General features: G+C 41.4%; 10 protein-coding genes and 1 other annotated feature. Of the genes, 7 read left to right on the top strand and 3 right to left on the bottom strand.

Annotated elements, in window-relative coordinates; translation table 11 throughout:
* Positions 1–39: 39 nt before the first annotated feature.
* Positions 40–1,259 (bottom strand): IS3 family transposase gene (locus ND6B_RS12315; RefSeq protein ID WP_223230517.1). Its coding sequence is split into 2 segments (ribosomal slippage): positions 40–971 and positions 971–1,259, totalling 1,221 coding nucleotides; the frame shifts between segments, so codons are not numbered across the junction.
* Positions 865–981, bottom strand: a sequence feature (AL1L pseudoknot). It overlaps the preceding gene by 117 nt.
* A gap of 155 nt (positions 1,260–1,414) precedes the next feature.
* Here ND6B_RS12315 and ND6B_RS12325 point away from each other — a divergent pair.
* From ND6B_RS12325 to ND6B_RS12335, 3 genes are all read left to right on the top strand, one after another.
* Positions 1,415–1,846, top strand: a complete 432-nt coding sequence (locus ND6B_RS12325) for a hypothetical protein (RefSeq protein WP_051686707.1) — start codon at positions 1,415–1,417, stop codon at positions 1,844–1,846.
* Positions 1,847–1,867: 21 nt separating this feature from the next.
* Positions 1,868–2,692 (top strand): hypothetical protein, encoded by an 825-nt coding sequence (locus tag ND6B_RS12330; RefSeq protein ID WP_033103122.1) that lies wholly within the window; start codon positions 1,868–1,870, stop codon positions 2,690–2,692.
* Between the two features lie 231 nt (positions 2,693–2,923).
* The gene (locus tag ND6B_RS12335; RefSeq protein ID WP_033103121.1) at positions 2,924–3,682 is read left to right on the top strand and encodes a sulfite exporter TauE/SafE family protein; all 759 of its coding nucleotides are present in this window, start codon (positions 2,924–2,926) and stop codon (positions 3,680–3,682) included.
* Here ND6B_RS12335 and ND6B_RS12340 read toward each other — a convergent pair.
* On the bottom strand, positions 3,675–4,310 hold the full coding sequence (locus tag ND6B_RS12340) for an NAD(P)-binding oxidoreductase (protein ID WP_016899261.1): 636 nt from the start codon (positions 4,308–4,310) through the stop codon (positions 3,675–3,677). The genes ND6B_RS12335 and ND6B_RS12340 overlap by 8 nt on opposite strands.
* Positions 4,311–4,600: 290 nt before the next feature.
* Complete coding sequence (gene mnmC, locus ND6B_RS12345; protein WP_033103120.1) at positions 4,601–6,610, bottom strand: bifunctional tRNA (5-methylaminomethyl-2-thiouridine)(34)-methyltransferase MnmD/FAD-dependent 5-carboxymethylaminomethyl-2-thiouridine(34) oxidoreductase MnmC; 2,010 nt, start codon at positions 6,608–6,610, stop codon at positions 4,601–4,603.
* Between the two features lie 179 nt (positions 6,611–6,789).
* On the opposite strand from mnmC, the gene fabB reads away from it, so the two are divergent.
* The 4 genes from fabB to ND6B_RS19765 all read left to right on the top strand — a co-directional run.
* Positions 6,790–8,001, top strand: a complete 1,212-nt coding sequence (fabB, locus tag ND6B_RS12350) for a beta-ketoacyl-ACP synthase I (protein WP_013465470.1) — start codon at positions 6,790–6,792, stop codon at positions 7,999–8,001.
* Positions 8,002–8,109: 108 nt separating this feature from the next.
* Positions 8,110–9,231, top strand: coding sequence for a 4-phosphoerythronate dehydrogenase (locus tag ND6B_RS12355; RefSeq protein WP_033103119.1), 1,122 nt, complete (start codon positions 8,110–8,112; stop codon positions 9,229–9,231).
* A 45-nt stretch (positions 9,232–9,276) separates the two neighbouring features.
* Entirely contained in the window at positions 9,277–10,293 is a 1,017-nt protein-coding gene (locus tag ND6B_RS12360) for an aspartate-semialdehyde dehydrogenase (protein WP_013465468.1), read from the top strand.
* Positions 10,294–10,644: 351 nt separating this feature from the next.
* On the top strand, positions 10,645–13,646 hold a 3,002-nt coding region (locus ND6B_RS19765), incomplete at its 3' end, for a FimV/HubP family polar landmark protein (RefSeq protein ID WP_052074385.1).

Raw genomic sequence — 13,646 nt, 5'->3', positions numbered from 1 at the left:
TGAATCGCCCCGAGTTCATCGGAGACCAGTTTGTTTAAGTCAGGCCACTTTACCTGACTCGTTTAAATTATCATAGTAGTCTGTTTCATATTGAGCTGGTGAAATATACCCAATTGAAGATAATAAGCGTTGATTATTAAACCAATTGACCCACTCTAACGTTGCGTATTCAACAGCATCAACATTCTTCCACGGGCCATTTCTGCGAATAATCTCTGTTTTAAATAATCCATTTATTGTTTCAGCCAATGCATTGTCATAAGAGTCACCCACACTGCCTACAGACGCTTGAATTCCAGCTTCAGCAAGTCGCTCAGTGTATCGTATAGACAAATATTGGCTGCCTCTGTCGCTGTGGTGAATTAACCCTTCGGGGTTGCCACGATGCCAAATAGCTTGCTCTAACGCATCAAGAATAAGCTCTGTGTGCATTGTCGTTGATACACGCCAACCTACAATGTATCGTGAAAAAACATCTATCACGAAAGCGACATAAACAAACCCACTCCATGTGGCAACATAGGTGATGTCAGCTACCCAAAGTTGATTTGGCTGCTCAGCAGTAAATTGACGATTAACTAAATCAAGTGGCTTATCTTGTTGCTCGTCAGGTATCGTTGTCTTATGTGCTTTACCCCGACGAACACCTTGAATTCCCATAACTCGCATCAATCGTTCGACTGTACAGCGGGCGACTTGATGGTCGTCAAGCTGTAGCTGCTTCCATATTTTTCTTGCACCATAAACTGACATATTATCCTCCCACACTTCGCGAATGAGTATTATCAGCTCAGCATCACGCTTTTTGCGGTTAGACAGTCGCTCAGGCTCTCTTTGTATCTGTTTATGAGAATAATACGTTGATGGTGCAATCGGCAATTCCTTGCAAATTGACTCGACACCGTAATGCTCTCTGCAAGCATCAATAAAATCCACTATTACTTCTGTTTGCGGTCGAGCTCCGCTTGGGCGAAAAAAGCGGCAGCTTGCCTCAGGATATCATTCGTTCGCTTGAGCTCTTTATTCTCGCGCTCTAAGACGGCAAGGCGTTCTTCAGTTGATTGCGTATTAGAAGAGGGTTTAGACGGTTGAGCTTGAGATTTCTTGACCCATGCTCTAAGTGTTTCTGGGGTACATCCCAGTTTATCTGAAATCGATACTAGCGCAGCCCAAAGAGAAGGGTATTCATGCTGTTGTGTGGTAACAAGCCTAATTGCACGTTCACGAAATTCTGATGTATAGCGATTTGATTTTTTCATAGTTCCAGTTTCTCAAGTTATTGAGTCTCTGGCAAACACGGGGCGATTCATTAGGTCATATCAGAGATGACGCATACTTTGCTGCACGCAAAAAGCCCGTCATAATCCATTGTCAGCCTAAACAGGGGGAAGATCCATTCTATGTTAAGGGACGCATGCAATTTGACTCAGTCTCCGCTGCGGAACTTGATCTTTATGAAGCTATTCAAGACTTACAAATGGAGAAATATGCAGCTAAAGGCATTATCATAGAAGCCTGCCCAACCTCTAATATTTATATTGGCCGATTTGAGCATTATCACGAACACCCTATTTTTAGATGGGACCCGCCAGAGCAAGAGTGGCTTAAGCAAGGTGAGAAGTACAATCGCTTTGGTTTGAGAAAAGGGTCTGTCACTGTATGTATCAATACTGATGATGCTGCGCTAATGCCAACCACAATTCAAAATGAGCACCGCGTACTGCAAAAAACTGCTGTTGAGCATTTTCACGTGGGCGTTAATAAAGCGGAAGATTGGATAGAACGAGTCCGTAGAAAAGGTGTAGAGATTTTTAAGGCTAATCACTTAGATTGGGTGAACAAGTAATTATTTATTAAAGGGACTTTGATGGATCAGTTTTATGCTTTTGCTAATCAATATTACATAGAGTTTTACAGCTTAAAGGGACGTGTGAAGCGAGTTTTACCAATAGCGCTGCTAATTCTATTGCATACAGTAATCGGGGGGTACTTGCTCTATTACTTTAGTAATGAGCTTGAAATATTTGAAGAGTTAAAGTCAGTTCGTGGTATTTTATTTTCTACGCTATACATAATTATTTTTGTTGTTTTAGTATGTTTTTTTGTTATAAAAATTAAGAGTGCAGTAGTCGAAGATTTTATTGATAAGTATGGTCCGAAAGGCACTAAAGATTTAAATCGGTTAAAAATCATCTGGCTTAAGGCTAATTTTCCTATTGTTCGGGAAGATTATCTGAATTATGTTAATGATGTAAAGCCTTACTTAAATAGAATGTCAGAGCACCATTGGTTTTGGACTTACAGAACCTTCGACTACTTTGGAATGATTTATAACGAAACAGCTAAACCTCGTATTTTGGCGCTTACACTCGCATTATGCTCTTTGTGTACTATATTGTCGCTTCACCCCAGTGCCTCAGCAAATTTCTTTAAATTAGTATATGACATCGATCTGTATGGCTGGGCAAAAGTCGCTTTTATGTTGTTAATAGCAGCTATGTTTTTTGCTGAGATATGGATTGCGATAAGGTTAGTAACTGAAGTGTTGATTTTTACACTTCTGAGATCTCGATACGTAGCAAACAAATACAATGAAAAAGAAAGTTACTTTGCTATTTACCTGATTAGCGATTTAATCAAATACCATAAAATTCCAGTTAAAAAGGTTGTTTATAAACAAGAATTAAAGTGATTTTTTATTTTACTCTTCATTAAAATAATTGTTAGTTCGTATATTTGAGATCCCCCCAGCTCCACCAATAACAGTTTTTAAATTCGTTTGTTTAAAAACCCTAAAAAAAATTATTGAATTTATTGTGCTTTGATTTATCTTGTGAACCCCGAACCCCTTACAACTAATAGACTAGTCGCTTACTTGCCTATTTTTTGTATTATGAGCCAATGATTAACTGCGAGCTTTGATATGGATATTTTTACAGCTGAACACATTTCGCCTTTGATCTCGCTGTTACTTATTTTACTGGCGGGGTTTACTTCGTTTGTATCGGCAGCCTTTGGTGCGGGTGGTGGATTAATGTTGCTGGTGGTAATGGCGTCGGTTATGCCGATGGCAGTGGTTGTGCCGGTACATGGTTTAGTGCAGTTAGGCTCTAATGCCAATCGATTATTGTTAAGTATTGCTCATCTTGATAAGCCGATGTTGTTGTATTTTACTCTGGGTGGGTTAATTGGTGCTGGGTTGTCGAGCCAAGTAGTGAGCGATATTAACCTTGATAGCATGAAGCTGTTTGTGGCTTTATTTGTGATTTATTTACTGTGGGGAACAATCCCTGAATTTAATAAAGACTCACGATTAGGGCGTTTAATAGCGGGTGTAATTACGACATTTATTTCTACTTTTGTGGGAGCAAGTGGGCCTCTGGTGGCGAGTTATTTACACATTAATCATTACGATAAGCTTAAATTTACCGCGACTTTTTCAAGTATTATGACCTTGCAGCATAGCTTAAAAGCCGTTGTTTATGCGGGGCTGGGTTTTAGCTTTTGGCAATGGTTGCCGTTAACACTGGCGATGATTTTAAGCGGAGCCATTGGCACCTGGTTAGGGATTCGTTTACTTAAGCGGCTCTCTGTGGCGCGTTTTAGGGTTATTTTTAAAGTGATTTTAACTCTGCTTGCCATGCAGCTTGCATGGCAAGGGGTGAGTGTAATGCTTACTTAATAGCGGCTTTTATTGGTTTATCGCCATCAAATAACTCAAAAATACGATTGCTATTAAATGAGTTTGTAGCAACGTGAAGCAATGCGTTGGCTACATTTTCGCGGCTAATTTTAGCCTTTGACTGATCGCTAGGGCGCTCTGTTGTTACTTCCAAAGAGGCACTTTCGTCAGTTAATGTTCCTGGGCGGACAATTGTGTAATTGAGTCCACTGTGAATTAAATGCTCATCAGCCATATGTTTTGCTACAAGATAAGGCTTTAAGTCACTATCTATCGCATCAGGATCGTCTGCACCAATAGAGCTGACCATAATAAAGTGTTTTACACCGTGCTCTTTAGAATAAGTTGCTGCTTTTGTCGCTGCCCACAAATCAATAAGTACGGTTTTATCTGTGCCTGTACTTCCACCTGAACCTGCTGCAAAGATAACTTGGTCGCAGCCATTAATGGCACTTGAAAAGTCACCTTCTAAATCCTGTTCAACAATACTTAAAAATGGGCTATCTAAATCACGCAGTTTGCTTTTGTCTCTTACAAGTGCAACAACATTTTGCTCATTTTCTAAAAGTAGTTTGGTAGCCATTTTACCAATTTGACCACTTGCGCCAATAATTAAAGTCTTACTCATAATTAATTCCTTCTCAATATAGTGTAAAGATTGTTCGTACAAACAGACCTTGGGGTAGGAAATTATTTTTAAAGAGTAAATGGGATTTAAACGAGCTTATTTAAAAAAACATATTAGTGAAAAGTTATTACTTAACTGAGTATTAAAATTAGCTATTTTTTAAGGCGTTTTTTAGAACTTTTTACTCGATCATTATACTTACTTCGGTTACAAGGCTACGGTGGTATAAGCCAATACGTACACTGCGTTCTTGGTAATTACGGTAAAGGGCTTTGTAGGTATTATTACCTTTAAATTTTATTGCGAATAAGGTCACGAACAATAAAGCGGCCTGGGTGAATAGCTTGGCTTACGCGTTCGCTTAGTGGGCGAGGTTCATTGTTTAAACTACTAATTATGTGCTCGGCAGATAGCGGTGCACTGCATAATGCTCGCGCGCCAAAGCCGGTAAAAATATGCAGGCCCTGTTGTGGTTTTTTTAATGCTTGGTATTGATAGCGCTTACCCAAACGTAAATTAGCAAATGCATGTGTATAGTCAGTTTGCTCCACCCATTCACCGGCCATAGGTAAATGGTCAATAAAACTACAGCGAACAGCGGCTTTAGCTGAGCTAATTTTGCCTAAGCTGGTGGCAAATTCAGTGTTGTTATAAAAGCTCAGCAGTTGCTCGCGGTTGGTTTGATTATCTTGCTCGGTCACTTCACGACTTTTACTGTTTTTTTCAAAGGTGGCGCCCATACAATGGTGATCTAAATAAGCTGGGGTGAAATACCCCTTATGACACAACACGGTTTTTAGCTTACGTGATTGCGTGCTTGCTTGAACATGTGACACCTGTCCGCGTACGCCAACAATAGGGAGCGTTTTAGTTTGCGCAAATGCATCGCTGTGTTCACCGGCGCAAATAATCACATCGCTAAAAGGGCCAAATGTTTGTTTTTGCGTGGTTAAGTACCAGCCATCGGGTTGTTTGTTAAGTTGCTCAATGTGGCAATTAAATAGGCTCTCAAACTCATTTAATTGCTGTGCGGCATCTAACATAGCACTGACTAACTGGGGGGGATTAACCCAGCCGCCTTGTTCAAAAAACACCCCTGAGTAACCTGTTTTAACCCCAGCAATAGCATCACCCTCATCAGCAGTCACATTTCGCATAAGCTGCTCTGGCCACAGTTGTTTATCAGCGAGATTTTGATGACGCTCTGCCAATGGTTTTTTTACTGCATGTTGCAGCACACCACACCACTGGTGATCAAACAAAAAGCCATTGTTGAGTAATTGATTGTAAAGCCGCTTTGCGTATAAAAAACTATGGGCAAATAGTTCACTGTGTGGCGAATTTTTTGCTTGTAAATGCGGATATATCGCCCCTTGTACATTGTGAGATGCCCCCATGGCCGGTTGTTTATCTTGGCAAAATAAGTGGCTTGGTATACCGCGTTTCGCGAGGCTATAAAGAATACAACTGCTCGCTATACCACCGCCAATAACAGCCACATTGGTAAGGGGAGAGAAGTGATGCTCAAAATAGGCGGGGGCCGATTGTTTTGAATTAGCCTGAGCGAGTGTGCCAACTAGCATCTCTCGTTTTCGGCCAAAGCCTTTGGCTTTTTGCATGCTAAAGCCTGCTTCAATTAAGCCCCGACGAACAAAGCCCGCAGCGGTAAACGTGGCTAATGTCGCGTTGCATCTGGAAATATCAACCATGGCGTTAAATACACTTTGCTGCCACATGTCGGGGTTTTTACTCGGTGCAAAACCATCTAAAAACCATGCGTCAACGAGTCCACTTTGTGGGTAGCTCATGCTATTAATACATTCCAGCACATCACCAAAGTAGAGGTCGAGCACCACAAGGCCATTGGCAAATTCAAGGCGATGACAACCGGTTAAATTAATCGGGTAGTGGGAGACGAGTTGGGCGCTTAAATGACTTAAACTAGGCCAAGCTTGCAAGGCTTGTTTTAAATCATTTACGCTAAGTGGATATTTTTCAAAAGAAATAAAATGCAGTCGTTGCACGTTATTAGACTGTTGACTTTGAACTTGTGGGCATTGCAGGTGGTCATAAAACTGCTGCCATGCATTTAAAAAATTAAGCCCTGTACCAAAACCGGTTTCGGCTATAACAAAGTGCTCACGGTCATGATTTTGTAACCGTGACTCTATATTGTTTTGTTGATAAAACACATAATGAGACTCAGCGAGGCCGTCGTCATTAGAAAAATAAACATCATCAAAGTCATTAGCAACCGGTGTCCCTAAATCATTAAAGTGTATGTGGGCGTTTTTTATCATGACCAATTCAATTTTATAGATAATTTTTTAATTATTTTACGTGTTTTCTTTGAAATAGTCTGGCGTTATTTATAAGCTGTAGGTTCAGAGTACAAGTGTACGCTAGAAAGCTGACCACTTAGGTGATTAAATTCGCGTAAAATAGAACACAATTAAGTATTAAGCTAAGGGAATTACCCATGAGAAGAGCCGTAATAACAGGCATCGGTGTTGTATCAAGCATCGGCAATAATAAAGAAGAAGTATTAGAGTCACTAAGAGCGGGTAAAAGCGGTATTGCTTTTAACCAAGAATTTGCTGATTACAAATTGCGCAGCAATGTATCAGGTAAAATTGATATTGATGTTAAAGAGCATGTTGACCGCAAAGCAATGCGCTTTATGGGTGATGCAGCGGCTTATTCTTATATCTCAATGGCACAAGCGATTGAAGATGCGGGCCTTAGCGACGAACAAGTATCAAACGAGCGCACTGGTTTATTAGTGGGTTCTGGCGGCGGTTCATCAAAATGGCAAGTAGAAGCGGCCGATATCCTTCGCGAAAAAGGCGTTAAGCGCGTTGGCCCTTACATGGTGCCACGTACTATGGCGAGCACCACCTCGGCTTGTTTAGCAACGCCATTTAAAATTAAAGGCGTTAACTATTCAATTAGCTCTGCGTGTGCAACCTCTGCGCATTGTATTGGCCATGCCGTTGAGCAGATTCAACTAGGCAAGCAAGACGTTATTTTTGCAGGTGGGGGTGAAGAACTTCACTGGACGCTAGCGATGGAATTTGACGCTATGGGCGCGCTTTCGACTAAATATAACGACACACCTGAAAAAGCATCACGTACATACGATGCTAACCGTGATGGTTTTGTGATTTCAGCCGGTGGCGGTATTGTGGTTGTTGAAGAGCTAGAACACGCACTTGCACGTGGCGCGCACATTTATGCTGAAATTACCGGTTACGGCGCAACCTCAGATGGTTACGACATGGTTGCACCATCAGGTGAGGGCGCAGTACGTTGTATGCGCCAAGCAATGCAAAACGTTGATAGCATTGATTACTTGAATACCCATGGTACGTCAACACCCGTAGGCGATGTGAAAGAGCTGGGCGCTATTCAAGAAGTATTTGGTGGTAACTCGCCAATGATCAGCGCAACTAAAGCAATGACAGGCCATGCACTGGGTGCGGCAGGTGTACACGAAGCCATCTTTTCATTGCTAATGCTTGAGCATGGTTTTGTTGCGCCATCTATCAATATTGATGAGCTTGATGAGCAAGCAGCGGGCTTGAACATTGTAACTGAAGCCAAAGACGTTGAACTAAATACGGTTATGTCTAACAGTTTTGGTTTTGGCGGCACCAATGCCACATTAGTAATGAGCAAATACAAAGGCTAAGTAAACCTTTAACTATTTTAAAGCCGAGCAAAATGCTCGGCTTTTTCGTTTGTGCAAATAGGCGGTTGTTCGTTACAATAAGGTCCCATTTTGCCAAACGGATTCACAATGAAAATTCTTGCCGATCAAAATATGCCTTTAGTTGAGCAATTCTTTAAAGATATGGGTGAGGTTGAACGATTTGATGGCAGGCAATTAACTCCAGAACAACTCATTGATGTTGATGTATTACTCACTCGTTCAGTCACGCAGGTCAATAGTGAATTATTAGCACAGGCTAATAAGCTAAGCTTTGTAGGTACAGCCACTATTGGTGTGGATCATATTGATACCGATTTGCTCAACGCAAAAAATATTGCTTTTACCAGTGCACCAGGCTGCAATGCGATTGCGGTTGCTGAATATGTGATCAGTAGTTTATTTGCATTAAGTCAAGAAAACGCCAGCCCATTAAGCGGGAAAACAATTGGTATTGTGGGTGTGGGTAATATTGGTAGTTGCCTCGCGCACAAGCTAAAAGCACTTAACGTTAATTTACTATTGTGCGACCCAATAAAGCATGAGCAAGGGCTATTACCCGAGCACGTTGAGCTTGATGAGCTATTAGCGCAGTCAGATATAGTCACGTTTCATGTGCCGTTAGTAAAAACAGGTACGCATAAAACACTGCACATGCTTGATAAAAAGCGCTTAACTACGCTTAAACCTGGACTTACTTTAATTAACGCCAGCCGAGGTGATGTGATTGATAATCAAGCATTACTTGAGGTGATGGAAGCAGGCGCTGAGCTCGATTTAGTGTTGGATGTGTGGGAAAACGAACCTAACATTTTAACCGAGTTACTTGAGCATGTTCGCTATGCCAGTGTGCACATTGCCGGACATACTCTTGAGGGTAAAGCTCGGGGTACACAAATGTTGTATCAAAGCTTGTGTGAGCTAAAAGGGGTTAACGCAATAAAATCACTTGATGATTTTTTACCGCCTCCTGCAATTAAAAAAGTCGCCCTAGGAAGTAGTTTTAGCGAAATAGATATAGCTCGTTTAGTGCATTTAGTTTATGACGTACGCCGTGATGACGGCATTTTACTGCGTCACTTGGCCGATGAAGGCTTTGACAGTTTACGAAAAAATTATCCAACCCGACGTGAATTTAGCACCGTGGTGGTTGAAGGTGATAGCACCGAGCTTGCTGCACTTGCGCAGCTTGGTTTTACTACAGCAAACTAATTTAATTAGCACGGTTGTTTTAATCGTGCTTACAGAGGATGAAATATGTCGCAAAAATATAACGTTGCCGTACTCGGCGCTACAGGCCTTGTAGGTCGTCAAATCATTGAAACTTTGGAAGATCGTAAATTTCCGGTCGATCAGCTGTTTTTATTAGCAAGCAGCCGCAGTGCTGGCGAAGATATAAAGTTTCGTGGTGAGACCATAGAAGTACGTGATGTTGAAGGCTTTGACTTTAGCCAAGCGCATATCGGTTTATTTTCTGCTGGTGGCAGTGTATCTGAAAAATATGCCCCTATTGCCGCAGACGCTGGCTGTATCGTTATTGATAACACATCGCACTTTAGAAATGACTTTGAAGTGCCGCTTATTGTGCCAGAAGTAAATGCATCTAGCTTAGCCGATTTTAGAAATCGTAATATTATTGCCAACCCTAATTGTTCAACCATTCAAATGATGCTTGCGCTTAAGCCTATTTATGATGCATACGGCATTGATCGTATTAACGTTTCAACTTACCAAGCGGTGTCGGGAGCGGGTAAAGAGGCAGTTGATGAACTGGCTAAACAAACTGCAAATTTAATGAATGCACGCCCAATGGAAAACGAAATATTTCCTAAGCAAATTGCGTTTAATGTAATACCGCAAATCGATAGCTTTGAAGATAACGGCTATACGCGCGAAGAAATGAAAATGGTAAACGAAACGCATAAAATTTTAGGCGATACAACCATTGCGGTAAACCCGACTTGTGTTCGCGTCCCTGTATTTTTTGGTCATTCTGAGTCAATTAATATTGAAACGCGTATGCCTTATGATTTTGAGCATGTAAAGCAACTATTGAGTGATGCGCCAGGTGTTGAGCTAATTGATGATGCTGGCGATTACCCAACGGCTGTGTCGGATGCCAGTGGTAATGATACTGTTTATATCGGCCGTTTACGTGCTGATATTTCACACCCACATGGATTAAATATGTGGGTAGTAAGTGATAATACCCGTAAAGGGGCTGCAACCAATAGTGTACAAATAGCAGAAGAACTGATTGCTAATTATATGTAATTAGCCTGAAAATAGTGATAATTTCAATAAACGGCAAACCACAGTGGTTTGCCGTTTTTTTATGCTTTAACCGCCATTTTTTTGCCACTTATTAACTGAGAGAGTGTAAACATCTTGATAAACAACATAAAAACATTTTTATCATGATGTTTAAGGTATTTATTTTCAATGCGTTGCGATGGATATTATGGCTTAACTGGTTTATAGTTTGTAACTGGAATAGAGCTTGCAATAAAAATAGATTGTAATAAAAATGTGCGTTGGCCACGTGGCTAACAACGGCAAGAATAATCAATGTTTAAGCGCCAATTTTAAAGCGCTGCGTTAACATTTAAACATTAAAGGATCAGCATGCGCGGTTTCGTTTCACTTATTATATTAGCGTCTGCACTGATGGTAACGACTGTTTACTCTCAAGACAGTACCCAATTAAGAGGGCCTAAAGGCGCAGATTACGGCGCGCAGGGTCGCTCTATTGGGCCAATAAAACCAACCGATACACTTTGGCGTATTGCCGTTAAAGTTCGCCCAGATAACTCAGTCAGCATTTATCAAGTTATGCAGGCCTTGTATAACAAAAACCCCAACTCATTTTTAGAACAAAACTTAAATCACATGCAAAGTGGTTCGTATTTAAAAATACCTACTTTGGCAGAAATTAGACGAGTAAACCCGCAATTAGCTAAGCAACGTTCTGAGCAAGACGATGAACTGTGGGAAAAAAAGAAAAATGGCACACTCACTCAAGCAGAGATCAATTCAGCACAAACACAAGTAACCCAAGCCCGCAAAGCAGACGTTGATGAAGCCAAAAAAGAATTACAACAAGAATTAAAAGCGATTAAAACAGATCAAGGTAATAAATTAGTTGAGCTTCAGCAGCAGTTTAAAAGTTCGGTTAGTAACGTAGAAGAGATTTTAGTTGAAAACAACAACCTTAAAAAACAGCTGACAGGTATTTCAAACGAGTTAGAAAACGTTCGTTTACAACTAGGCCAAGATAGTGAAATTCAACAACAGTTAAAAGAATTAATCGTTAAGCAAAACGAGATCATTGCACAGCAAAAATTAAAAGATGCAGAGCAAGAGAATGAATTTAGCTTTGCTGCATTACTCTCGAACCCTTTGGTACTCATTTTATTAATGACCATTCCAGCGTTGTTGATTATTTTTGCTGTAGTTATGTGGCTGCGTAAGCGTGGTAATAACCAAGAGCCTGAGAGTAACGATGATGAATTTATACCACAAGCGCCTGCTTATACTGACCCTCTAGATGAAATGCCAGAACCCACGCTTGACGAAGCGCCTGCTCCCGATCCACTTGATGATTTAAGTGTGCAGTTAGATGAGAACATGGATGACGTATTACTTGATGATGATGTGGAATTTAATGATGATCTCGATGATGACAGTTTATTAGATCAAGATGAGTTAGAAAGCTTACTTAATGATGATGTTGTTTTTGAGGATGAAAATACTGAGGGCGATGAACTTGATGTTTTCATGCAACAAGATTTTGATAGCCCTGATGAGGATGACACGGGCGATACAATTAATCTTGACGAATCGGATGATATTTTAAGTGCGGATGATTTAGATAGCCTGTTTGATGAAGAAGATGACGATTCATTGCCTGATGAACCCCAAGGTGAATCGAATGATGATATGGCTGCACTCAGTGAAGAGCTCGCCGAAGAGGGCGAAGACTTCGACATTGATGATTTACTCGATGAAAATAATGAGCAGGCAACTGACACATCAGCAGACGATGACGAATTTGATATTGACGACTTACTTGATGCTGAGCAACCCGCTGCTGCAGAGAGTGAAGAAGTCGATATTGACAGCTTAGTTGATGAAGATGACGAATTTGACATTGATGACTTGCTTGATGCAGAGCAACCCGCTACTGCACAGAGTGAAGAAACTGATATTGACAGCTTAGTTGAAGAAGATGACGAGATTGACATTGATGACTTGCTTGATGCAGAGCAACCCGCTGCTGCAGAGAGTGAAGACGCGGATATTGACAGCTTAGTAGATGAAGATGACGAAGTTAATATTGACGATTTACTTGATGCAGAACAATCGGCTACTGAAGCTCAAAGTGAAGAGCCAGACATCGACAGCTTAGTAGATGAAGACGAAGTAGATATTGACGATTTACTTGATGCAGAACAATCGGCTACTGAGGCTCAAAGTGAAGAGCCAGATATCGACAGCCTAGTTGATGAAGACGAAGTAGATATTGACGATGTACTGGATGCGGAGCAACCTGAAAGTGATGTTCATGATTCTGAAATAGATCATGCATTGGCGGACTCAATTGAAGATTTAACTGACGCGCAAGAAGAGTTAAATAGTGAAGATGTAGAATCTATCGCTTCATCTTTTGCTGAGCCAGAAGTAGAGCCAGAGCCAGGCGTTGAAGCTGAGCCAGGCGTTGAAGCTGAGCCAGGCGTTGAAGCTGAGCCGGAGCTTGAAGTAGAACCAGAGCTTGAAGCTGAACCTGAACCTGAACTTGAAGTAGAGCCTGAGCTTGAAGCAGCAGAGCCAGAACTTGAAGCTGAACCTGAACTTGAAGTAGAGCCTGAACTTGAAGTAGAACCTGAACTTGAAGTAGAACCAGAGCTTGAAGCAGAGCCAGAACTTGAAGTAGAGCCTGAGCTTGAAGTAGAGCCTGAACTTGAAGTAGAACCTGAACTTGAAGTAGAACCAGAGCTTGAAGCTGAGCCTGAGCTTGAAGCAGAGCCAGAACTTGAAGCTGAGCCAGAAGTTGCAGCTGAGCCAGAAGTTGCAGCTGAGCCGGAGCTTGAAGAAGAACCTGAACTTGAAGCTGAGCCGGAGCTTCAAGCAGAACTTGAACCTGAGCCTGAGTTTGACGTTGGATCTGAAGGTGATTTCACCGATACGTCTTCTACATTACTCGATCCAGAGGATGCCTTAGATGAATATAACGATGAAAACCTTGAAAGTATCGATGATCTGTTAAGTGAGTTAGAACAACCAACCGACGACTATGTGGAAACACCAGATTGGTCAGTTGATGGTGTAGATGATGAACTTGAAGCAGAGTCAGAACTTGAAGCGGAACCAGAGCTTGAAGCAGAGCTAGAACTTGAATCTGAATCAGAGCTTGAAGTAGAGCCAGAACTTGAAGAAGAACCAGAGCTTGAACCAGAAATTGAAGCGGAACCAGAACTTGAAGTTGAGCCAGAGCTTAAAGAAGAGCCTGAGCTTGAAGTTGAACCAGAACTTGAATCAGAGCTAGAGCTTGAAGCTGAGCCGGAGCTTGAAGCTGAGCCGGAGCTTGAAGCTGAGCCGGAGCTTGAAGCTGAGCCGGAGCTTGAAGC

This window comes from Pseudoalteromonas sp. ND6B, from assembly GCF_000764215.1.
Classification (GTDB): Bacteria; Pseudomonadota; Gammaproteobacteria; order Enterobacterales; family Alteromonadaceae; genus Pseudoalteromonas; species Pseudoalteromonas tetraodonis.
Note: the sequence above shows the minus strand (reverse complement) of the source record. Positions and strands in the feature narration are given on the sequence as shown.